The sequence below is a fragment of the Shouchella clausii genome (assembly GCF_002250115.1).
GTDB lineage: Bacteria > Bacillota > Bacilli > Bacillales > Bacillaceae_D > Shouchella > Shouchella clausii.
In genome coordinates, this window is record NZ_CP019985.1 from 3,024,272 (window position 1) to 3,046,695 (window position 22,424).

Genomic DNA, 22,424 nt, shown 5'->3' on the forward strand with positions numbered 1-22,424 from the left:
TTAATGATTTTCTTTGTTTGAGCTCCTCAAGCAACAGAAAACAATATCCTGTAAGGGGTGAGGGCATGTTTAAATTTAACGAAGAAAAAGGCCAATTAAAATGTTCGTTTTGTGGAAAAACTCAGGATCAAGTTCGAAAGCTCGTAGCTGGCCCTGGTGTGTATATATGTGATGAGTGCATTGAACTGTGCACAGAAATTGTAGAAGAAGAATTAGGCACAGATGAAGAAGTAGAAATTGAAGAAATCCCAAAGCCTAATGAAATTTGCTCTATTTTGGATGACTATGTCATTGGACAAAGAGAGGCAAAAAAATCCCTTTCTGTAGCGGTTTATAACCATTACAAACGGATTAATTCCATGTCTAGGTCTGAAGATGTAGAGCTTTCAAAAAGCAATATCACCTTAATCGGGCCAACAGGAAGCGGGAAAACGTTGCTCGCACAAACGCTAGCGCGGATTTTGAATGTTCCGTTCGCGATTGCGGACGCCACCTCGCTTACCGAAGCCGGTTATGTCGGGGAAGACGTAGAAAACATTTTGCTAAAGCTGATCCAAGCGGCCGATTATGATGTGGAAAAGGCTGAAAAAGGCATTATTTACATCGATGAAATTGACAAAGTTGCACGCAAGTCAGAAAACCCATCGATTACACGGGATGTCTCTGGTGAAGGGGTACAACAAGCATTGCTTAAAATTCTAGAGGGAACAACGGCAAGCGTCCCTCCTCAAGGCGGCCGCAAGCATCCACACCAAGAATTTATTCAAATTGATACAACCAATGTCCTCTTTATTTGTGGAGGGGCGTTTGATGGGATCGAACAAATCATTAAACGGCGCCTTGGAAAGAAAGTAATTGGTTTTGGTACCGACGATGCCAAGCAAGATGATTTGAAGCCAGGTGAATATTTATCAAAAGTGCTTCCAGAAGATTTGCTGCGCTTTGGCTTAATCCCAGAGTTTATTGGTCGTTTGCCAATCATTTCAAGCTTGTCGCCGCTTGACACAGATGCGCTCGTTGAAATTTTGACAAAGCCAAAAAATGCGCTTGTTAAGCAGTATCAAAAACTTCTAGAGCTTGATGACGTGGAGCTTGAATTTACCGAAGACGCGTTGCGAGAAATTGCCAATAAAGCAATTGAACGTAAAACAGGCGCTCGCGGGCTTCGCTCCATTATTGAAGGCATCATGCTCGACGTTATGTTTGATTTGCCGTCACGAGAAGATGCAGTCAAATGCATCATCCATGGTGCATGTGTGACGGATGACGCACCGCCGATTTTAAAATCAGCAGACGGCACTGAACTAACATTGGATAAACCGAAAGAAAGCGCATAGCAAGCCCCCCTCCGGCAGTTTGCCGGAGGGTTTTTACGCTTCCTTCCTCTAAAGATGCAATTGAAATTGGAAAAAATGAGCGTGTTGTTTTTCGGTTAACGAAAACGCTCTAGGAAATACTAACAGCATCATTCATCTATTAGGGAGGAAGGAAATTATGGGCTTTGCAACCATTGCCTTGTTTGTACAACTGTTTTTTGGAATCATCATTGGTGTTTACTTTTGGAATTTGTTAAAAAGCCAACGTAGCCAAAAAACATATCTTGATAAAGAATCGAAAGTGGAATTGGAGAAAATGAAGAGGCTTCGTGACATTCGCTTGACAGAGCCCCTCGCTGAAAAAGTGAGACCTAAGCATTTGTCGGAAGTGGTTGGTCAGGAAGATGGGTTAAAAACGCTTCGTATGGCGCTATGCGGGCCAAACCCCCAGCATGTAATCATTTATGGTCCTCCAGGGGTCGGGAAAACAGCAGCAGCGCGCTTAGTTCTTGACGAGGCGAAACGCCAAGCAGACTCGCCGTTTCGCTCAACTGCTGCTTTTGTTGAATTGGATGGTGCGACGTCCCGTTTTGATGAACGAGGCATTGCTGATCCTCTTATTGGTTCTGTACACGACCCGATATACCAAGGGGCGGGCTCAATGGGACAAGCTGGCATCCCTCAACCAAAGCCAGGGGCTGTTACAAAAGCACACGGCGGTATTTTGTTTATCGATGAAATCGGCGAACTTCATACAATCCAGCAGAATAAGCTGTTAAAGGTGCTTGAGGATCGAAAAGTGTTTTTAGAGAGCGCTTATTACAGTTCGGAAAACGAGCAAATCCCTTCTCACATACACGATATTTTCAAAAGGGGGCTTCCTGCTGATTTTCGCCTAGTCGCTGCGACGACGCGGCAGCCAGAAGAAATGCCTCCAGCCATTCGTTCTCGCTGTCTGGAAGTGTTTTTCCGGGCTCTTGATCCTGATGAAATTGTGGAAATTGCGAAAAGAGCCGCTGATAAAGCGGGCATGGCGTTAACAGACGATGCAGCCAAAAAGGTTGCTGACTATGCTACCAATGGCCGGGAAACGGTCAATGTCGTCCAAATTGCGGTAGGAGCCGCCCGAGCAGATAAACGCACTTCCATTGAAAAGCACGATATTGAATGGGTTCTCCATTCGAGCCAAATGTCGCCACGGCCAGAACGGCGCATCCACGAACAGCCTGCTGTTGGCCTCGTCAATGGCTTGGCAGTAACAGGGCCAAATAGCGGCGCCCTTCTGGAAATTGAAGTGCTTGTACAAGAGCGGGCAGGGAATGGTACGCTGACGATCACAGGAATTGCCGAAGAAGAACAGTCCGGTTCGCAAATGCGTTCAATTAAACGAAAAAGCATGGCCCGGTCGTCCGTTGAAAATGTCATTACGGTTTTGAAGCGGAAAGGGCTGCCGACTAGCGACTACGATATTCATGTCAATTTCCCAGGGGGTACGCCTGTTGATGGCCCGTCTGCAGGGATTGCCATTGCCACTGGCATTTATTCGGGTATTAAACAAACGGCTGTTTCAAACGAAGTTGCGATGACAGGGGAATTAAGTGTTCATGGGAAAGTTCGACCGATTGGCGGCGTAATTGCAAAAGTGAAGGCGGCAAAGCAAGCTGGAGCCAAACGGATTATTATTCCGAAAGAAAATGAACAAGCGCTCTTGAAAACAATAGAAGGCATTACCATTCATCCCGTGAAAACGTTTGATGAAGTCCTTGAGCTTGCGCTCGTAGAGGAAAAAATTGAAACAGAGGCGATTCCAGCGTCTGCAATGGGATACGATCCTTCTCCAATCTAAGTATTAGACAAAGGGCGCGTAAGTAAGCTAAAATAAGTTGAATGAGTAGAATGATGTAAATGACAGAGCGTCAATCATTTGAGTGGCGCTCTAAGCGTTGTGTGCTTGAACGCAAGAAAACAGTATTATCTTTTCTTGCATTCGGATACACTGGTAAAACAAATAGGATTAAGGCTTCTAGAGAAGACTGTGCGGAGGTGTATGACGGATGGGTGAAATTCGTTCGGAACGACGTGTTCCGCTCCTTCCTTTGCGTGGTGTGCTTATTTTTCCAGGCACGATCATGCACTTAGACGTTGGACGCGAAAAATCTGTCAAAGCGTTAGAGGAAGCGAAAAGCAATGGCCATCACTTATTTTTGGCCACCCAAAAAGAAACGACGTTAGATGACCCTCAACAAGAGGATTTGTATAAAATAGGAACATTTGCGAAAATAAACCAAGCGTCAAAATTGTCAAACGGCACTGTCAGAATCCAAGTGGAAGGGATCCAACGAGGAGAAATCACTTCTTTTAAAGATTATGGCGATGTCTTAGTTGTCGATGTGTCCTTATTTGAAGTAAAACGGGAAGGCGATATTGAATCAGAAGCATTGATGCGCACGCTTTTATCGATGTATGAGCAATTTGCCAAACAATCGAAACGAGCTTCACAAGAAACGGTTAATTCCCTTAGAGAAACAACAGACCCTGAATTGTTTTCGGACATCGTTGCTGCGAACTTAACGTTGAAACTAACGCAAAAGCAAGAATTGCTTGAGTTGATTGATGTCAACAAAAGGCTCCATAAACTGATTGAACGATTAGGCAATGAACAAGAAGTGCTTGGTCTTGAACGGAAAATTGGCCAGCGCGTCAAAAAGGCTATGGAGAAAACGCAAAAAGAATATTACTTGCGTGAGCAAATGAAGGCGATTCAGAAGGAATTAGGCGACCGTGAAGGGCGAACGGGGGAGATTGCCGAGCTCCGTGAAAAAATTGATGCAGCTGGCATGCCTGAACATGTGTATGAAAAAGCGATCAAAGAACTAGGTCGATATGAAAAAATGCCAGCCAATGCGGGGGAAAGCTCGATTTTAAGAACGTATTTGGATTGGCTCATCCAACTTCCATGGAAAAACGAAACAGAAGATGAGCTTGACGTCGGTCGCGCCGAAGCGATTTTGAATGAAGACCATTACGGACTTGATAAAGTGAAAGAGCGCGTTCTTGAGTATTTGGCCGTGCGCCAACTGACAAAAAGCATGAAAGGTCCGATTCTGTGCTTAGCCGGACCACCTGGAGTCGGCAAAACGTCACTGGCCCGTTCCATTGCCCGCTCATTAAACCGGGAGTTTGTACGTATGTCACTAGGTGGCGTACGTGACGAAGCAGAAATTCGCGGCCACCGCCGCACATACGTCGGGGCGATGCCAGGCCGTCTCATCCAAGGAATGAAACGAGCAGGGACGATCAATCCAGTATTTCTCCTCGATGAAATCGATAAGATGGCCCAAGATTTTAGGGGCGATCCAGCATCTGCTTTGCTTGAAGTGTTAGACCCTGAACAAAACAGTACATTTAGCGACCATTACCTTGAAGAAGCTTATGACCTTTCGAAGGTGATGTTTGTGACAACGGCAAATAATATTGGCACAATCCCTGGGCCTCTGCTTGACCGAATGGAAATCATCTCAATCCCAGGCTATACCGAGCTGGAAAAGTTAGAGATTGCCCAAAGCTACTTGTTGCCGAAACAAGTGAGCGAGCACGGGTTGAAAAAGAGTACGTTTCAAGCAAGACCTGAAGCCATTAAAAAGGTAATCCGCTACTATACTCGAGAAGCAGGTGTGCGCGGTCTTGAACGGCAGCTGGCAACGCTATGCCGCAAAGCGGCGAAAATGATTGTGATGAATGAAAGAAAGCGTGTCGTCCTTACGGAAAAAATGGTGGAAACGATGCTAGGCAAACCGCGTTTTCGCTATGGGATGGCGGAAGTGGAAGACCAAGTTGGCGCGGCGACTGGCCTTGCTTATACATCTGCTGGCGGGACAACGCTGGCAATTGAGGTTTCTGCAGTTCCTGGAAAAGGCAAGCTGACGCTAACGGGCAAACTTGGTGATGTCATGAAGGAATCGGCCCAAGCAGCCTTCAGCTATATCCGGTCACGGTCTGAAGAGCTTGAGATTGATCCTGGGTTTAATGAAAAGACAGACATACACATCCACGTACCTGAAGGGGCGACTCCGAAAGATGGCCCTTCAGCAGGGATTACAATGGCGACAGCACTTATATCTGCACTGACTGGAAGAAAAGTCGACCGCGAAGTCGGCATGACTGGCGAGATTACATTGCGTGGCCGAGTGTTGCCGATTGGCGGCTTAAAAGAAAAAGCAATGAGTGCTCATCGGGCTGGCATTAGGACGATCATTATTCCGAAAGACAATGAACGGGATGTCGATGATATTCCAGAAAGTGTCAGAAAGGAATTAAACATTGTTTCTGTCTCCCATTTGGATGAAGTATTGAAAGTTGCATTGAAAGAGGAAACCCAATGAAAGTAACAAAGGCAGAACTAGCGCATGTCGCTGTAAAAGCAGAGCAATATCCAAAGAACCAGCTTCCTGAACTTGCCCTTGCCGGCCGTTCTAACGTCGGCAAGTCTTCTTTCATCAACAAAATGCTAAACCGGAAAGGGCTTGCCCGTACGTCAGGCCAACCAGGCAAAACACAAACGCTCAATTTCTATGAAATTAACGAACGCCTTTACTTTGTCGATGTTCCAGGCTATGGATATGCCAAAGTCTCAAAAACAGAACGAGCTGCTTGGGGCAAAATGATTGAAACGTATTTGTCTGAGCGAGAAGAGCTAAAAGCCGTGCTGCAACTCGTTGATATTCGCCATCGCCCATCTGAAGACGACCAACTTATGTACAATTGGATGAAGCATTACGGCATTCCTGTCATTTTGGTCGCCACAAAAGCTGATAAAATACCAAAAGGAAAATGGCAGAAGCAGTTAACGGCCATTGCCAAAATGTTGGACAAAGAGGCAAGTGACCCGTTGCTATTATTTTCTTCTGCAACTGGACTCGGCAAGGACGAGGCTTGGCGAACGATTTTGAATCATTTAAGAGTAACCGAATGAGCGGTGGAGTAAAACTTCCACTGCTTTTTTTGCAAGTGATCAAGCCTAGATTACATTCATTCAAAATAAGAGCGTTTTCTTTGTTTGTTCACAAAATGTTTTTGAGTCCTTATTTAGACATGTTATAATTAAGACATGTTATAATCAATTTTGGGCATAGTAAAGTAGAGAAACTAGAATTGGATCGACCTTTAGGGGGCTATGACATGCATACGATCGCAATAGGATTAAATTATAAAACAGCCCCAGTAGAAATACGGGAAAAACTAGTATTTAGCGAACACGAGCTTCCAGATGCACTCAAGAAGCTTCGCTCATCTAAAAGCATGATGGAATGCGTTATCCTTTCTACTTGCAACCGGACTGAACTGTATGTAGTCGCAGATCAGCTTCATACTGGGCGCTATTTTGCAAAAGCATTTTTGGCAGAGTGGTTTTCTGTCGATATGGAAGACGTAACGCCGTATTTGGTTATCCGTGAAAATGACCATGCCATTGAACACCTTTTCCGCGTTGCTTGTGGTTTAGACTCTATGGTGATCGGCGAAACGCAAATTCTTGGACAAGTGAAGCAGGCATTTTTGCTTGCCCAAGAAGAGAAAGTCACAGGCACTGTGTTTAACCAGCTATTTAAACAAGCGGTTACGCTCGGCAAACGTGTGCACTCGTCAACGGAAATTTCTTCACAAGCCGTTTCTGTTAGCTATGCAGGCGTAGAACTGGGAAAGAAAATTTTCGGCACGTTTTCAGGAAAACATGTGCTTATTTTAGGCGCTGGAAAAATGAGCGAACTGACGGCCAAACATCTTTATTCGAATGGGGCTGCTTCCATTAGTGTCATGAACCGGACAAAAGAAAAAGCGGTGGAACTGGCAAGCCAGTTTTCTGGAACGGCTCGCTCTTTTGCTGAATTGAATGATGCTTTAAAAGAAGCAGATGTTGTGATTAGCTCCACGGGGGCCCGCGACTTTGTTGTCAAAAAGGAAAATGCCGCAGCTGCCCTTAAAAAACGGAAAGGCAGGCCGCTGTTTGCGATTGATATCGCAGTGCCACGGGATATTGACCCGGAAATTGCAACAATTAGCGACGTTTACTTATACGACATTGATGACTTACAGAACATTGTTGAAGCCAATAAAAAAGAGCGCAAAAAAGAGGCTGAAAAAATCGGTGTTATGATTGAGGCAGAGATCGATGACTTTAAAGCATGGCTAAACACACTAGGGGTGGTGCCTCTTATTACAGCCTTGCGTGAGAAAGCATTGCAAATCCAAGGCGATACAATGGAAAGCATTGAGCGAAAGCTTCCTCACTTATCAGAACGTGACATAAAAGTGTTGAACAAACATACGAAAAGCATTGTCAATCAATTGCTCCGCGATCCGTTGACGAGAGTGAAAGAGCTTGCAGCTGAGCCGGATGCCAAGCATTCCCTTGAGTTGTTTAAGACGATTTTCGCCCTTGAAGCACAAATAGAGCTTGCCGAAAAGGCAGAAGCTGATCATGCGGAACAATCTTGGAAAGAAGGGCAGCGCCCTTCCTTAAATCAAGACATGGCGTTGCGGACATAGGGCGTGGTGAGTGCCAATGGATTTCGTTTATCCAATCACCGTCTTGCTCTATAGTTTGAGCTTAATTGGATATTTTATCGACTTTTTGACTAACAACCAAAAAGCCAACCGAATTGCCTTTTGGTTGCTTTTGTTTGTGTGGGGTTTACAAACTGTCTACTTCGTTATGCGGATGTTTGAATTGGACCGACTCCCTTTAATTACTCCGTTTGAAGGGCTGTTTTTTTATGCATGGTCGATTGTGACCGTTTCGCTCTTCATTAATTGGAAAGTGAAAATGGCCTTTTTAGTGTTCGTCCTGAATGTCCTTGGTTTTGCCGTTATGTCAGGCAGCTTATTCGTCCCTTCTGGTGACGTGACACAAGCAACGATGGATTTGCTTGCCTCGGAACTGCTTGTCATGCATGTTGTGTTTATTTTGCTTTCCTACACAGGTTTTACTGTTGCGGCCGCTGCTGCAGTGCTCTATTTGCTTGCGCACCAGCTTTTGAAGCGACGGCTATGGGGAAAGCGGCTCATTCGCCTAGATTCGCTGCCACAAACGGAGAAGTTTTCATACTTCGCATCTGTGGCCAGTTTTCCGTTTTACTTAGTCGGCGTCATCTGGGGCGTCGTTTGGTCAATTAGCCAATATGACCATATTTGGTGGACGGATGCAAAAACGATTTGGTCATTGTGCGTTCTTGCCGCTTACGGGCTTTATTTTTATTTGCGGCTTGCAATTGTCGGAAAAGGCTATCGGTCGATTTGGCTTAATATAGGCGCTTTCGCCGTTTTGCTCGTTAACTATATTGTTAGCGGTCGTTATACAGATTTTCACACATGGTTATAAAGGAGGAGCACATGCGAAAGATTGTGATTGGCACACGCCGAAGCAAATTGGCGTTAACGCAAACACATTGGGTCATTGAGCAGCTTAAACAGCTTGGCGTTCCCTATGAGTTTGAAGTGAAAGAAATTGTGACGAAGGGCGACCGTATTCTCGACGTGACGTTATCAAAAGTAGGCGGGAAAGGGTTGTTTGTTAAAGAAATTGAAGCAGCGCTCCGCTCTGGGGAAATTGATGTTGCCGTCCACTCAATGAAAGATGTGCCGTCCGAACTGTTGGAAGAATTCACTCTTGCTGCGATTACAGAGCGAGAAGATCCACGGGATGTGCTTGTGAGCGAAGATGGCCACACACTGGACGAGCTTCCAGCTGGTGCAATTGTCGGTACAAGCAGCTTACGGCGTTCTGCGCAAATTTTACATAGGCGCCCAGATGTGCAAGTAAAATGGATACGGGGCAATGTGGAGACCCGTTTGCGCAAATTAAAAGAGGAAGATTTTTCGGCGATCGTCTTGGCTGCAGCTGGGTTAAAGCGGCTTGGCTATGACGAGGACATCATTACCGAATACTTAGACAAAGACGTATGCTTGCCTGCGATTGGCCAAGGGGCGCTAGGGCTTGAATGCCGTGTGGACGACGTGGAAACAACGGAACTGTTAGCAAAGCTGCACCATGAAGAAACAGGAAAAGCCGTTTTGGCTGAACGTGCCTTTTTAAAGGAAATGAACGGCGGTTGCCAAGTGCCGATTGGCGGGTATGCAACGGTGCTTGAGGATGGCGCAGTATTCCTGACAGGGCTTGTCGGTTCTCCTGACGGCAAAACGATACTAAAAGAAGCAAAAAGTGGAATGGTTGCGGAGGAGCTAGGGAAAGAGGTGTCTAGCCTGTTGACTGCGCAAGGGGCTGGAGCCATTCTTGAAAAGGTCAGGAGCGAATTGGAAGGGTCATGAAACCGCTAAAGGGGAAACATATTCTCATTACGAGAGATGAGCGGCAAAACGAAAGGTGGGCAGCCGAGCTAGCTGCTTTAGGCGCTATACCTCATTCTTTGCCGCTCATTCAATGCGTGACAAGGAATTTGACACCGGCACTTAGTGAAACATTTGCTCATTTACACCAGTTTGCTTGGGTTGTCTTTACGAGCGCAAATGGCGTGCGTGCTTTTTTTGACCTGTATAAAGGGCAGCCATTTACGGCAAAAGTAGCGGCGGTTGGCCCAAAAACAGCACAACTTCTTGAAGACCAGGGGCTACACTGCGATTTTATTCCGAGTGAATATACAGGTGAAGCGCTCGCAAAAGAGTTGGTTCCATTGCTTGCTCCACGTTCGGATGTATTGGTTGTAAAGGGACAACTGGCTAAAAGAACGGTGTACGACATCCTTTCATCATCAGACAGACAGGTCATTGTTACAGAAATGATCGTATACGATACAATATGCCCTGCCGGTGCTGGGGAACAGGCGAAACGTTTAGAACAAAAGACATTTGATTACGTTACGCTGACAAGCACTTCAGCGGCCGTGCATTACGCCAATGTCGCACCTGCAGCTGGAATTCGCGCCGAAACGATTGCCTGCATTGGCCCAGTCACAGCCCGAGCAGCAAAGCAATGTGGACTATCTCCTCTAGTGACTGCTAGCGAATATACGGTTAAAGGGCTAATTGATACGATTTTAAACGATATCGGGGGGATGAAACGATGAACCAACCATTTATGCGCCACCGCCGTTTACGCCAAAGTGACGCGATTCGCCGCATGGTTCGGGAAACGACATTACAAGCTGATGATTTGATTTATCCGCTTTTTGTAACAGAAGAGAAAAACAAAAAGACGGAAGTGCCGTCGATGCCAGGGGTCTATCAGTTTTCACTTGATCGCCTAAATGAAGAAGTGGGGGAAGTGGAAAGGCTAGGGATCCCGGTTATTATTCTATTTGGTGTCCCATCAGAAAAAGATGCTTGTGGTTCACAAGCGTATGCGGAAGAAGGCATCGTCCAGCGTGCGATTCGGCAAGTAAAGCATACGTTTCCAAATATGGTCGTGATTGCTGATACTTGTTTATGCGAGTTTACGGACCACGGCCATTGCGGACTGGTGAAAGAAGGCGATGTTCTAAACGATGAAAGTTTAGCGTTGCTTACGAAAACGGCTGTTTCCCAAGCAGAAGCAGGGGCTGACATCATTGCCCCATCCAACATGATGGACGGCTTTGTTTATGCGATCCGCAACGGATTGGATGAGGCTGGTTTTACCGATATTCCAATTATGTCTTATGCCGTGAAATATGCTTCTGCGTTTTATGGCCCGTTCCGTGATGCTGCTAATAGCGCTCCTGCTTTTGGCGACCGCAAAACGTACCAAATGGATGCTGCCAACCGTGAAGAAGCTTTGCGAGAAGCCCGTTCAGACGTAGAGCAAGGAGCCGACTTTTTAATTGTCAAGCCTGCACTCTCCTATCTGGATATTGTCCGCGAAGTCAAAAATGAAACAGGCATGCCGCTTGTCGCTTATAACGTGAGCGGCGAATATGCAATGGTAAAAGCGGCCGCTCAAAATGGCTGGATCGATGAAAAAGCAATGGTAATGGAAACATTAATCAGCATGAAGCGGGCAGGAGCAGACTTGATTTTGACTTATCATGCCAAAGATGTAGCCAACTGGCTAAAAGGGAGCTGAAAGCATGGGAAATTGGACAAAGTCGATTGAAGCATTTAAAGAAGCACAGCCGCTCATGCCAGGCGGAGTGAACAGCCCGGTGCGGGCATTTAAATCAGTAGGCATGAACCCGGTTTACATGAAAGAGGGGAAAGGCGCAAAGATAAAAGACATTGACGGGAATGAATACATTGATTATGTCCTGTCTTGGGGGCCGCTCATTTTAGGACATGCCAATGACGTTGTCGTCGAAGAGTTAAAAAAAGCAACAGAACTGGGGACAAGTTTTGGTGCTCCCCATGAATATGAAACGAGGCTTGCCAAACTTGTCATCGAGCGTGTTCCTTCAATTGACGTTGTCCGGATGGTCAATTCGGGGACGGAGGCGACAATGAGCGCATTGCGTCTAGCACGGGGCTATACAGGGCGTAACAAAATTTTAAAATTTGTCGGCTGTTACCATGGACATGGCGACTCACTGTTAATTAAAGCAGGTTCTGGTGTGGCAACACTGGGCCTCCCTGATAGTCCAGGTGTTCCAGAAAGTGTAGCCCAAAATACATTGACGGTGCATTACAATGATTTGGAGAGCGTCCGCTATGTATTTGAGACGTTTGGAGATGATTTGGCAGCCGTCATTGTCGAGCCAGTCGCAGGGAATATGGGAGTTGTTCCTCCAGAACCAGGCTTCTTAGAAACATTGCGAACATGGACGGAAGAAAACGGTACGCTCCTTATTTTTGATGAAGTCATGACTGGCTTCCGTGTTGGTTATACGTGTGCACAAGGGGAATTTGGCGTAACGCCTGACCTTACATGCCTTGGGAAAGTAATCGGCGGTGGTCTCCCTGTCGGCGCCTTTGGCGGCAAACGGGAAATTATGGAGCAAATCGCCCCAAGCGGTCCGATTTACCAAGCAGGAACCCTTTCTGGAAATCCCCTTGCTATGACGGCAGGTTATTACACACTTTCACAGCTTACAAAAGCAGATTACAATGAGTTTGCTCGTAAAGCAGAGCGTTTAGAAGCTGGTCTTTCAGCCGCAGCGAACAAGCATGGCATTCCCCATTCGATTAACCGTGCTGGTTCGATGATTGGCTTATTCTTTACAGACGAGCGCGTGTATAACTTTGAAAAAGCGCAGACGTCCGACTTGGATTTGTTTGCTGCCTATTTCCGCGGAATGTTGGCAGAGGGCATATCTCTTGCCCCATCGCAGTTTGAAGGGTTGTTTTTATCGACGGCCCACTCAAACGAAGATATTGAGGCGACCATTGCAGCAGCAGAGCGAGTCTTTCAAGCAATCGCCGCGAAATAAACAAGCATTCATTTGCAAAAACCAGTTGAGCATAGTTGCCAACTGGTTTTTTTGTATGGGTGCCAACCATTGCTTATAAACAGGCAGCTCCTCTTACCTCCTGTTTTTCATCAAGCTTGGACTCCATTAACGATTTAAATAGACCGAGGCCACGCATATTCACGGAAACTGTGTCATAAACGTTATAGTGTACAACGTTTTTAGGACATTTGAGAAGGGGGAATTAGAGTGGCGCAGGAGCAATCATCGACGTTAACCTTTTCCATAGAAGATTCCGTATGGCTGAACCAAGGGCAACAAATTGACGAAATTCTTGGCATGACCTTAACGCCAGAGATCTTTGTCGATCAAGACGGCGAGCATGTAACGATTAAGGGTGGACTACGTTTTGTCGGTGAGTACAAAATTGACCGTGGTGTAGAAGAAGAAAAGCGCATTGATGATGGCGAATCATTTGCTGACTTGAGCGATTTCCGCCAATCTGGCCAATTGACTGAGCATGAAGGGGAAGTTGGCGAGATTGAGCATTTGTTTCCAATTGATATTACAATCCCGATGGCTAGAATTCAACATATTGACGATATTTTTGTGGAAATTGCCAGCTTTGACTATGATCTGCCAGAGAAAGGCTGTATTCAATTGACGGCTGACGTGAGCATTAGCGGCATGAAAGCGGAAAAGCAGGAAGCTGATGCAGATGACCGTGAGCTCGAACAGGAAGAACAAGATGCGGAAGAAGCGGAAGAAACGGCTTTTTCTTTCACTGCTTACAAGGATCCTGACGGAGAAGAGCCGATTGTGCAAAAACCAACAGTTGAATCCGAGGAACAACAAACAGCACCAGCTGGCGCAGAAAATGCCCAAGAAGATAGAGAGCAAGTGTTGGACATCTCTGCCGCTTTGGAAGCAGCACTTGAAAATAAACATGAAACATCACCGCCTTCTGAGCCGGTGTTGCCAAGGTCAACAGAAAATGAATGGGACGTTGAACAAGAGAAAGAAGCGTCAGTGGAAACGACTGAAGATGAGGGGATAGAAGCCGGAGCAGAAGAGATTCGTTATGAGGAATCTCAGCAGCAGGAAGAAGCGCTAGCAGGCGATGACCAAGAACTAGAAGAAGTAGCACTTGAAGAGCAAGATCAAAAAGGGGAGCGAGAAGAAAATGCGACGTATTTGACGAGCATGCTCAGAAATGAAGTTGAGCAATTTACAAAGTGGAAAATGTGCATCATTCAAGAAAATGAAACGCTTGACACGATTGCGGAGCGGTATGAACTGTCTGCAAGCCAATTGACACGCTATAACAATTTAGCTGATGAACAGGTATCGGAAGGGCAAATTCTCTATATACCTGTGAAAGCGAAGTAGGCAGACAATGATTGAGCAATTGAAAGCACGCTACGGGTTTGTAGATGCCACTCTGGAAAACGATCAGCTATTGACAGACCATGGGACAAAACGGCTTGAATACTGGCAGGATAAAGCGTTATTGGATTGGCATACAAATTGGCGTGACAGTTGCAGCGTCACGCCAACCGTCTTGATGGATCGCATGATTCGCACAAAAGACGGAAAGCCTTTTATAAAAGTTGATGGCCGATACATCACGGTTCATGACCACATCGCCCCTAGCTGTTTGCAAAAAGGCTATGAGCAGCAATGGGGCACGCTATTAGGAGCAATGGTGGCGAACGGGAGGAAGGAAAGCAAGGACAGGGAAGAAAGGGCCAAACCTTTGGAAGAACTGGAGTGCCTTCTGCCAAGCCTCGAACCTGAACAGCAAAAGGTTGTAAAAGGATTGTGGAACGAAGCTGAGAAGCGGCAGGCAAAAGCTGAAAAACTAGCAAAGGAACAGAAAAAGCAACCGCTAATGGATCGGATTGAGGCGCCTGAACAGTCTGGAATCCTCTTTCATATCCTTGTAGTGAAAGGGACGACTAAGCCTCCTGAAGTAGGGTACGGTTCAATGATGCGCTTTTTAAAGAACTGGTACACTGAACATGGACAAGAATCGTTTTGTGCGTTGCTCGATGCATTGGATGCACAAGCAGCACTGACAACGCCAGAAAAAAAGGCGCTGTTGGCAGAAGGGCTGCAAGTGCATGAGCTTGACCCGTTGTTGTCGTACGCATCAGGCAATCGCGACAAAGAGTTGGCAGAGTTAGTGAAACGTGCCGTTTCCGATTGGGACAAAACAAGGACGTTTGTCTCAGCATTTGCTAGTTGGCTAGATGAAAAGAGGGTGAAAGTATGAATCCGCTCTATGAAGCGATTTTGTTTTACTATGATTTACAGCCAAGAGCAATCGAGCAAGTCGGCCAGAAGTTAATCCGTGTAGAGACAGACCAAGGCATGTTTGCTTTAAAGGAGACGGATATTGACCGAATGCGCGCGGATGAATTTGTTCATGCAATCCGCAAGTTGACAAAGCTTCGTTTCAGGCAATTTATCCCTGTTCTGCCAACGAAGTTTGGCGAGTATACGCTTTTTGCTAGAGATAAAAGCTATTATTTAATGCCGTGGGTCAATGAGGTTGACTATCATAGCCGCGTCTCGATTGAAGAAGCCATTGCAGATCATCTTGGTGTTATCCACCGCTTAACGGTAAAGACACAGCCAGCTGTAAAAGAGTCACTTGATGGATCGTGTGAACGGTTGTTGGCTCGTTGGGACAGGCATTTTTTAGAAATGTCCCGTTTTGCTGATCAAGCTGAACAGAATCGTTATATCTCGCCCTTTGAGTTAACGTTTTTAACCCATTACGGCTTGCTGGAGCAGCTTGCTGAAGGGGCGCGCAACCAGTTGGAAAAATGGTACGAAGCAACTTTAGAAAAACGTTCCTATAGAAGCGTGCTGACCCATGGAAGGCTTTCTCGTCACCATGCAATGGCGACGGACACAAACGAACTGTTGTTGTTTAACTTTGAACAAGCTAGTTTAGACACACCAGCACGGGACTTGGCCAGCTTTTGCCGACGCAGCTTTCCTTACGCATTATGGGAAGAGGATGAAGTGTTCCGTTGGTTGCACCGCTATGAGCAACATTTGCCATTGCTTGATTCTGAAAAACATCTTCTTTGTGCGTACTTACTGTATCCAGATCCAATTTATTACGCAATAGGCGATTACAGGCATGGCGGAAACGAACTCGAACAGGTCCGGCGCCTTGAGAAGCGCATCATTGCCATGCGCAAAGTTCAGCGTTTTGTTTCCAAACTTGCTCCAGCCGAAGAAAAAAAGGAAGCATAAGCCTTCAGTTTTCGCTCTGAAGGCTTTTTCTTTGCTACAGAAGAAAATAAACAAAAATCATGCTCCATGGAATACAGGTTGCGATTCATTTCTGGCATCCTGGCTGACAAGGGGTGTGCATTCCTTTTTTACGGTAATGCTTTGCTGCAATGTTAAGTCTTGAAAAACAATACGCTCTCCTGTTAAATGAAAGAGTCTAGATCTAAATAAAATACAACGTTGAGGAGCAAAGGCAGGTGTCAATGAGCTGTGGGCAACATGTTGCGCGCAAACGATATAAGAACGAAAGCAGAGAAGCTAAGCGAAGAAAACCAACTTCTTTTTGAAGAAGTATCAAATTATATCTATTCAGCGCCGATTTCTTCGCGGCAGGCGAATCAAGTCCTCGCTGAAATCATTGCTGAATGGCTTGAGCTGGAACAGCGCCGCCTCCCCCTTCATGTACAAAAACACAGTGTCGCTGCTTATTGTCAACAACGGCTTTCAGGTATACCGAAACAGCCCGCAAAACTGAAAGTAGCCCAAGCGCTTGCAACAGGCATGCTCATTTTGGCGGTTGCCTTTGCTGTCCAGACAATCGTCCAATTTATTGGTTTTTTTGATTCCACTGTGCAAGCGACAAAATTTTCATTGTTCCCCCTCGTGTTACTGGCTGTTTTTGGCCTTGCAGGCATCTATATGGTGCATGGCACAAAGCATAAAAAACGAGCGAACATTTGGAAAGTAGCTGGTGGCGCAAGTCAGCTGCTCGCTGTGTTGCTGTTTTTTACAGCAATGAGGCTTTGGGATGGGCTTCTTACAGTGACATTGGACTTCCCGAGTAGCCTGTTGTTCCTTGTGTTGTCCGTTGTCGGCTGGTTTGGCGCGAGGCGCCTTAAACACGTTTTAGAGGAACAACAGGAACAAACGCAAGATCGGCAAATGCCGGTAGTCTTGCCACCGCCACCACACGCTACAGCCACTTTAAAAAATGCGCAGGAAGAGGCAGAAAAACAAAACAATAATAACAGTTAACACAATCAAATCAAACGTAGTCGGAAAAAAGAGCGTGCGCAGAAGTTGGAAAACAATAATAGGCGGCAGCACTTGCAGCAAAATGTTTTTAAATCCCCACCCCTTTTTCGGCGGACCTTTTGGCGGGTAAGGAGGTGGGAAGCCCCGAAACCGTTTAGCCATGTTCATGACCTCCTGTGAATGGTTTGCAATAGTTTATGCAATCATTGCCTATTTGCGTGCTCCAAGAAAGGCTTCGTATAAAAAACGATTATCCGGCAAAGCTGTTATTGACGATTGCACTGGCAAACGGTAAAATACGGACATATCCTAAAAAAAGCGATGAGCAGGAAGAGTAAAATGGCTGTGCCTCAAGAGAGGGAAACCAAGGCTGGAAGTTTCCTAGGCTACAAGCGTTTGAAGGTCGCCTGTGAGCTGTTCCGCTGAACGAGTTAGTAAGCGGAATCGGTTTTTGACCGTTACAAAAAAGTCGAGCTGCACGGACACAAGTATGCCGTGAACAAAGGTGGCACCGCGAACACTCCCTTCGTCCTTTGAGATGAACGGGGGTTTTTTTACGTGAAGGAGGATAAAAAATGGAAGAACAGCACTCGATGCCAACTAAGTATGATCCAAGCGCAACCGAAAAAAAATGGTATGCGTATTGGCTCAAAGGAAAATTTTTTGAGGCGACAGGTGATCCTGACAAACAACCTTACTCGATTGTCATCCCGCCCCCAAATGTAACAGGCAAACTTCATCTAGGGCATGCTTGGGATGCGACCATTCAAGATATCTTGGCACGGACGAAACGGATGCAAGGGTACGACACGCTGTGGCTGCCTGGAATGGACCATGCAGGCATTGCTACGCAAGCAAAAGTAGAGGGGAAACTCAGGGAACAAGGCATCTCTAAATACGACCTTGGCCGCGAGGCGTTTTTAGAGAAATCATGGGAGTGGAAAGACGAATACGCTAAGTTTATACGGGAGCAATGGGCAAAAGTCGGCATTTCCGTCGACTATAGCCGCGAACGGTTTACCCTTGACCAAGGGCTGTCCGATGCGGTAAAAGAAGTATTTGTTAGTCTTTATAACAAAGGGCTTATTTATCGAGGCGAATATATCATTAACTGGGATCCGCAAACAAAAACGGCTCTGTCTGATATTGAAGTCATTTACAAGGATGTCCAAGGGGCGTTTTACCACATGAGCTATCCCATTAGCGACGGAAGCGGTTCAATCGAAATTGCTACGACACGGCCAGAAACAATGCTAGGTGATACAGCTGTCGCTGTGCATCCTGATGATGAACGGTACCAGCATTTAATTGGAAAAATGGTCAAATTGCCAATTGTAGGAAGAGAGATTCCGATTATTGCCGATGATTATGTAGATCGTGAATTTGGATCTGGCGCTGTCAAGATTACGCCTGCCCACGATCCTAATGATTTTGAAATTGGCAACCGCCATAACTTGCCTCGTGTCCTTGTCATGAATGAAGACGGCACGATGAATGAAAAAGCAGGAAAGTATGAAGGAATGGATCGTTTTGAGTGCCGGAAGCAGATTGTCAAAGATTTGCAAGCACAACAAGTTCTTTTCAAAATTGAAGACCATCTCCATTCTGTCGGCCATTCAGAACGTAGCGGCGCTGTAGTAGAGCCATACTTATCAACACAGTGGTTTGTGAAGATGCGTCCGCTAGCAGAAGAGGCATTGAAGCTTCAAGAACAAGCGGACACAAAAGTGACATTTGTGCCGCAACGGTTTGAACAGACGTATATACGCTGGATGGAAAACATCCGTGATTGGTGTATTTCGAGACAGCTATGGTGGGGTCACCAAATTCCAGCCTGGTACCATAACGAAACAAACGAAATTTATGTTGGCAAAGAGCCTCCTCGTGACAGCGAAAACTGGCGTCAAGATGAAGACGTCCTTGATACTTGGTTTAGCTCTGCACTCTGGCCTTTTTCAACAATGGGCTGGCCTGACGAGGAAGCGCCTGACTATAAGCGTTACTACCCGACTAATGTATTAGTGACAGGCTATGACATTATTGCATTCTGGGTATCGCGCATGATTTTCCAAGGCAAAGCCTTTACTGGCCAACGGCCATTTAAAGACGTGCTTATTCACGGTCTGATTCGTGATGCTGAAGGAAGGAAGATGAGCAAATCTCTTGGCAATGGTGTCGATCCGCAAGAGGTGATTGACAAGTATGGCGCCGATTCTTTGCGTTTCTTCTTGGCAACAGGGAGCACACCTGGAAACGATTTGCGCTTTTACTGGGAAAAAGTCGAGTCGACTTGGAATTTTGGCAATAAAATTTGGAATGCTTCCCGGTTTGCCTTAATGAACATGGACGGTTTCTCTTATAGCGACATCGATATGAACCAAGAAAAGTCAATTGCGGACAAGTGGATTTTAACGCGTTTGCAAGAAACGGTAGAATCGGTTACTCGATTAATCGATGCTTATGAATTCGGCGAAGCTGGAAGAGTACTCTATGCTTTCATTTGGGACGATGTATGTGATTGGTACATTGAAATGGCTAAGCTCGCCCTTTATGGGGAAAATGAGCAAGCAAAACAGGCAACTCGTTCTGTGCTAGCCTATGCCCTTGACCACACGATGCGTATGCTCCATCCGTTTATGCCGTTTATTACGGAAGAAATATGGCAGCACCTTCCTCATGAGGGCGAATCGATTACAGTTGCCAACTGGCCAGTGTATGATCAATCTCTTGTTTTTGAGGAAGCTGTAGAAGACATGGAGGCACTCAAATCGCTTATTCACGCCATCCGGACAACACGCTCGGAACTAAATGTGCCAATGAGCAAACAAATTGAGCTAAAGATCCGTCCGCAAGACGAACAAATGGCGGCACGGCTCCAAAGAGGGGTCGCTTATATTGAAAAGTTTGCCAACCCAAGTTCACTCGATATAGCGGTCGATTTGGCTACACCAGAAAAGGCTATGTCCCATGCACTATCGGGAATGGAACTATTCTTGCCGTTGGCTGGCATGCTTGACTTAGATAAAGAAGTGGCGCGGTTAGAAAAAGAACTAGATAAGTTAAACAAGGAAGTTGAACGGATTGAGAAAAAGTTAAACAACCAAGGCTTTCTTGCAAAAGCGCCGTCCCATGTCGTAGAAGAGGAAAAAGCCAAACAGCAAGATTACGCAGCGAAGCGGCAAACGGTGATTGAGCGCATCGCTGAATTGAAGGCATAACGCATTTTTTAGCCCAGCGGCCGTTCGCTGGGTTTTTTTCAAACAGACTGATTATGAAAGCGGGGATGGAAGTGAAAACAGCAGAGGAAGCAGTACAATGGGTGCATTCGCTATTGCCGTTTGGCATAAAGCCAGGATTAAAGCGGATGGAATGGATGCTTGAAGCATTAGGCCACCCAGAACAAAAGCTAACGGCCGTCCATGTCGCTGGCACCAACGGAAAAGGTTCGACTGTCAGTTTTTTACGTCACATCCTTACAGCGGACGGCTTTTCAGTCGGCACGTTTACATCGCCTTACATTGAACAGTTTTCAGAGCGCATTTCGGTAAACGGTGTGCCCATTTCCGATCATGACTTGCTTCAAGCTGCCAAGCGCCTAAAGCCGATTGTCGAGGAAGTGGCACAGTCTGACCTCGGGTCGCCAACAGAGTTTGAAGTGCTAACGGCGATGATGTTTTACCACTTTGCCGAAGTCGCTAAACCGGACATTTGTTTAATTGAAGTCGGCCTAGGTGGCAGACTCGATTCCACCAATGTGGTGATGCCTGTTTTATCGATTATCACCATGATTGGTCACGACCATATGCACATTCTCGGCGATACACTTGCGGAAATTGCCTATGAAAAAGCGGGCATTATTAAGCCAGGCGTTCCGGTTATTTCAGGGGTAGAAGGGGAAGAAGCGTATACAGTTATTTCCGAGACAGCTCGCCAAATAGGAAGTCCCTTGCACCAGTTAAATGAAACGTTTTTTGTCGAGAGCCTCCAAGGACGAACGTTTACATACAAAGAGGAAAGGGGCGAGGAAGCCGTTCGTTATCAAGCCGGGCTCTACGGGGCACACCAACATAAAAATGCCGCGCTTGCTCTTAAAGCAGTTTCGTTGCTCAGCAATTCACTGAAGCGGCAGGTCGGGAAGGAAGCTAAGGAAACCGGGATTGCCAACACGAGTTGGCCAGGAAGGTTTGAAATTATCCAAGTTAATCCACCAATCGTCTTAGACGGAGCTCATAATGAAGAAGGCTTTTTAGCCCTAACAACTGCTTTACAAGAACGTTTTAGCGACAAGAACATCTATGTATTGCTTGCATCGACAAAAGAAAAAGACATGAATGTGTTGCTAAAGTCGTTTACAACAAGCGGCCTTGAAATGACATTTTCGTTCACAAACTTTGATTTCCACCGTGCTGCCAATGCTGAAGACCTATTCAAACAAGCACCTGTCAAGCGAAAGCAAGTAGCAGCTGATTGGCAAAAAGCGCTCAAAACGATGATGGAAAACCTTGGCGAGCAAGATGTCCTTGTTGTGACAGGCTCCCTTTACTTTATTTCAGCCGTACGGCAATCGTTGGCTTCTCACAAAGAAGGCATGTGACGTACTTATAATGGAGCAGGCTTTCATTTGCGGCTCGTCTAACACGAGTAAAAAATGGCGATATTCACTAGAAGATTGAAACATTTTTGCAGGAATTAGGCTATTTTCGTCGAAAAACGAAGACGAAAAGGAAGGAGAGGTGAAGATGTCTCTCGTCATATCCTGTTATGCTGCTATTTGTGGAGGGCTAATTGGTTCTTACCTCCATGTAGCGGCAACACGGGTGCCACTGCGCTTAAGTTTTTGGGGACGGTCGCGCTGTGAGGGCTGCCGCCGTGTATTAGGGCCGTCTGAGTTGATTCCAATTGTTTCGTATGTCATCCAATCTGGAAAATGCAAACATTGCCGAATGCCTCTTTCCATCTCCTATCCACTTATCGAAATCGCCAGCGCTTGTATGTATTTGCTTGCCTGGCTTTTGATAGGTCTTCGCCTTGAATTGATTGTTTCCATCCTTCTCATCGCTATGCTTCTCTTAGTGTCAATGACTGATTATAGCCGGATGATGGTCCCGAATATGGTGTTGTTGTTTTTTGCCATTCCTCTTGTTTTTTTGCGCGTGTGTGTCGTCCCAGTACCGTTTTCGTTGCTTAGTGCAATCAGTACAGCAATGATGCTTCTTATTCTCGTAGCTGCGTGCCTCAATGGAAGCATGGGCGGTGGCGATTTGAAATTATTTGTCGTGCTTGCTTTTGTGCTGGGGCCAAAGCTGTTTTTGCCTATGCTCGCTTGTTCTGCCTGTTTGGCTTTATTATTTGTAGGAACGAAAACGGTAGTAGGAAAATTTGTACCAAACACGGCAATCCCTTTTGCGCCATTTATCAGTGCAGCAGCATTGCTTGTTTATTTTGCGGCTGGGATTTGATCGTTCTAAAAAATAGACAAGCCTCATATAGATAAAAG

The 22,424-nt window shown here is 46.0% G+C and carries 18 protein-coding genes and 1 other annotated feature; of the genes, 17 read left to right on the top strand and 1 reads right to left on the bottom strand.

The genetic code is table 11. The features are described 5' to 3' along the window. Window positions 1-65: 65 nt before the first annotated feature. From clpX to BC8716_RS14580, 14 genes are all read left to right on the top strand, one after another. Window positions 66-1,337: an ATP-dependent protease ATP-binding subunit ClpX gene (gene clpX / locus BC8716_RS14515; protein WP_011247479.1), complete on the top strand. Its 1,272-nt coding sequence runs from the start codon at window positions 66-68 to the stop codon at window positions 1,335-1,337. A gap of 157 nt (window positions 1,338-1,494) precedes the next feature. After that, window positions 1,495-3,162, top strand: a complete 1,668-nt coding sequence (lonB, locus tag BC8716_RS14520; protein WP_094426767.1) for an ATP-dependent protease LonB — start codon at window positions 1,495-1,497, stop codon at window positions 3,160-3,162. Window positions 3,163-3,370: 208 nt separating this feature from the next. Further along, window positions 3,371-5,698 carry an endopeptidase La gene (gene lon, locus BC8716_RS14525; protein ID WP_094426769.1) on the top strand — a complete coding sequence of 776 codons (2,328 nt, stop codon included), beginning with the start codon at window positions 3,371-3,373 and terminating at the stop codon, window positions 5,696-5,698. Further along, window positions 5,695-6,288 carry a ribosome biogenesis GTP-binding protein YihA/YsxC gene (gene yihA, locus BC8716_RS14530; protein ID WP_094426771.1) on the top strand — a complete coding sequence of 198 codons (594 nt, stop codon included), beginning with the start codon at window positions 5,695-5,697 and terminating at the stop codon, window positions 6,286-6,288. Before lon ends, yihA begins: the two co-directional genes overlap by 4 nt. Before the next feature lie 206 nt (window positions 6,289-6,494). Beyond that, on the top strand, window positions 6,495-7,859 hold the full coding sequence (gene hemA, locus BC8716_RS14535) for a glutamyl-tRNA reductase (RefSeq protein ID WP_094426773.1): 1,365 nt from the start codon (window positions 6,495-6,497) through the stop codon (window positions 7,857-7,859). Between the two features lie 16 nt (window positions 7,860-7,875). Next, entirely contained in the window at window positions 7,876-8,691 is an 816-nt protein-coding gene (gene ccsA / locus BC8716_RS14540; protein ID WP_094426775.1) for a cytochrome c biogenesis protein, read from the top strand. Between the two features lie 11 nt (window positions 8,692-8,702). Then, complete coding sequence (gene hemC / locus BC8716_RS14545; protein WP_094426778.1) at window positions 8,703-9,638, top strand: hydroxymethylbilane synthase; 936 nt, start codon at window positions 8,703-8,705, stop codon at window positions 9,636-9,638. After that, window positions 9,635-10,393 (top strand): uroporphyrinogen-III synthase, encoded by a 759-nt coding sequence (locus BC8716_RS14550; protein ID WP_094426780.1) that lies wholly within the window; start codon window positions 9,635-9,637, stop codon window positions 10,391-10,393. The genes hemC and BC8716_RS14550 overlap by 4 nt, the downstream gene beginning before the upstream one ends. After that, the gene (gene hemB / locus BC8716_RS14555; RefSeq protein ID WP_094426783.1) at window positions 10,390-11,367 is read left to right on the top strand and encodes a porphobilinogen synthase; all 978 of its coding nucleotides are present in this window, start codon (window positions 10,390-10,392) and stop codon (window positions 11,365-11,367) included. Before BC8716_RS14550 ends, hemB begins: the two co-directional genes overlap by 4 nt. A 4-nt stretch (window positions 11,368-11,371) precedes the next feature. Beyond that, complete coding sequence (hemL, locus tag BC8716_RS14560; protein ID WP_094426786.1) at window positions 11,372-12,664, top strand: glutamate-1-semialdehyde 2,1-aminomutase; 1,293 nt, start codon at window positions 11,372-11,374, stop codon at window positions 12,662-12,664. Window positions 12,665-12,892: 228 nt separating this feature from the next. Then, window positions 12,893-14,032: a stage VI sporulation protein D gene (spoVID, locus tag BC8716_RS14565; protein ID WP_157730447.1), complete on the top strand. Its 1,140-nt coding sequence runs from the start codon at window positions 12,893-12,895 to the stop codon at window positions 14,030-14,032. Between the two features lie 7 nt (window positions 14,033-14,039). Then, window positions 14,040-14,918: a restriction endonuclease subunit S domain-containing protein gene (locus tag BC8716_RS14570; RefSeq protein WP_094426791.1), complete on the top strand. Its 879-nt coding sequence runs from the start codon at window positions 14,040-14,042 to the stop codon at window positions 14,916-14,918. Further along, window positions 14,915-15,913 (top strand): spore coat protein YsxE, encoded by a 999-nt coding sequence (gene ysxE / locus BC8716_RS14575; RefSeq protein WP_094426792.1) that lies wholly within the window; start codon window positions 14,915-14,917, stop codon window positions 15,911-15,913. The genes BC8716_RS14570 and ysxE overlap by 4 nt, the downstream gene beginning before the upstream one ends. 249 nt (window positions 15,914-16,162) lie before the next feature. After that, window positions 16,163-16,927, top strand: coding sequence for a DUF2231 domain-containing protein (locus tag BC8716_RS14580; RefSeq protein ID WP_094426794.1), 765 nt, complete (start codon window positions 16,163-16,165; stop codon window positions 16,925-16,927). Here the strand turns inward: BC8716_RS14580 and BC8716_RS14585 are convergent. After that, window positions 16,877-17,089, bottom strand: coding sequence for a YszA family small membrane protein (locus BC8716_RS14585; protein ID WP_094426796.1), 213 nt, complete (start codon window positions 17,087-17,089; stop codon window positions 16,877-16,879). The genes BC8716_RS14580 and BC8716_RS14585 overlap by 51 nt on opposite strands. 150 nt (window positions 17,090-17,239) lie before the next feature. Next, window positions 17,240-17,464, top strand: a binding site (T-box leader). Between the two features lie 38 nt (window positions 17,465-17,502). Between BC8716_RS14585 and BC8716_RS14590 the strand changes: the two genes are divergently transcribed. The 3 genes from BC8716_RS14590 (at window position 17,503) to BC8716_RS14600 (ending at window position 22,386) form a co-directional block, all read left to right on the top strand. Beyond that, on the top strand, window positions 17,503-20,145 hold the full coding sequence (locus tag BC8716_RS14590) for a valine--tRNA ligase (RefSeq protein ID WP_094426798.1): 2,643 nt from the start codon (window positions 17,503-17,505) through the stop codon (window positions 20,143-20,145). A gap of 53 nt (window positions 20,146-20,198) precedes the next feature. Further along, a complete protein-coding gene (locus BC8716_RS14595) occupies window positions 20,199-21,521 on the top strand; it encodes a bifunctional folylpolyglutamate synthase/dihydrofolate synthase (protein ID WP_257392259.1) in 1,323 nt (440 codons plus the stop codon). A 145-nt stretch (window positions 21,522-21,666) separates the two neighbouring features. After that, a complete protein-coding gene (locus tag BC8716_RS14600; RefSeq protein ID WP_094426804.1) occupies window positions 21,667-22,386 on the top strand; it encodes a prepilin peptidase in 720 nt (239 codons plus the stop codon). Window positions 22,387-22,424: the final 38 nt, after the last annotated feature.

Coding starts and splice junctions, on each gene's coding strand:
- hemL (WP_094426786.1), top strand. CDS start 11,372: ATGGGAAATTGGACAAAGTCGATTGAAGCATTTAAAGAAGCACAGCCG.
- BC8716_RS14570 (WP_094426791.1), top strand. CDS start 14,040: ATGATTGAGCAATTGAAAGCACGCTACGGGTTTGTAGATGCCACTCTG.
- BC8716_RS14585 (WP_094426796.1), bottom strand. CDS start 17,089: ATGGCTAAACGGTTTCGGGGCTTCCCACCTCCTTACCCGCCAAAAGGT.
- clpX (WP_011247479.1), top strand. CDS start 66: ATGTTTAAATTTAACGAAGAAAAAGGCCAATTAAAATGTTCGTTTTGT.
- hemC (WP_094426778.1), top strand. CDS start 8,703: ATGCGAAAGATTGTGATTGGCACACGCCGAAGCAAATTGGCGTTAACG.
- BC8716_RS14600 (WP_094426804.1), top strand. CDS start 21,667: ATGTCTCTCGTCATATCCTGTTATGCTGCTATTTGTGGAGGGCTAATT.
- ccsA (WP_094426775.1), top strand. CDS start 7,876: ATGGATTTCGTTTATCCAATCACCGTCTTGCTCTATAGTTTGAGCTTA.
- lonB (WP_094426767.1), top strand. CDS start 1,495: ATGGGCTTTGCAACCATTGCCTTGTTTGTACAACTGTTTTTTGGAATC.
- BC8716_RS14590 (WP_094426798.1), top strand. CDS start 17,503: ATGGAAGAACAGCACTCGATGCCAACTAAGTATGATCCAAGCGCAACC.
- hemB (WP_094426783.1), top strand. CDS start 10,390: ATGAACCAACCATTTATGCGCCACCGCCGTTTACGCCAAAGTGACGCG.
- BC8716_RS14595 (WP_257392259.1), top strand. CDS start 20,199: ATGAAAGCGGGGATGGAAGTGAAAACAGCAGAGGAAGCAGTACAATGG.
- ysxE (WP_094426792.1), top strand. CDS start 14,915: ATGAATCCGCTCTATGAAGCGATTTTGTTTTACTATGATTTACAGCCA.
- yihA (WP_094426771.1), top strand. CDS start 5,695: ATGAAAGTAACAAAGGCAGAACTAGCGCATGTCGCTGTAAAAGCAGAG.
- hemA (WP_094426773.1), top strand. CDS start 6,495: ATGCATACGATCGCAATAGGATTAAATTATAAAACAGCCCCAGTAGAA.
- BC8716_RS14550 (WP_094426780.1), top strand. CDS start 9,635: ATGAAACCGCTAAAGGGGAAACATATTCTCATTACGAGAGATGAGCGG.
- lon (WP_094426769.1), top strand. CDS start 3,371: ATGGGTGAAATTCGTTCGGAACGACGTGTTCCGCTCCTTCCTTTGCGT.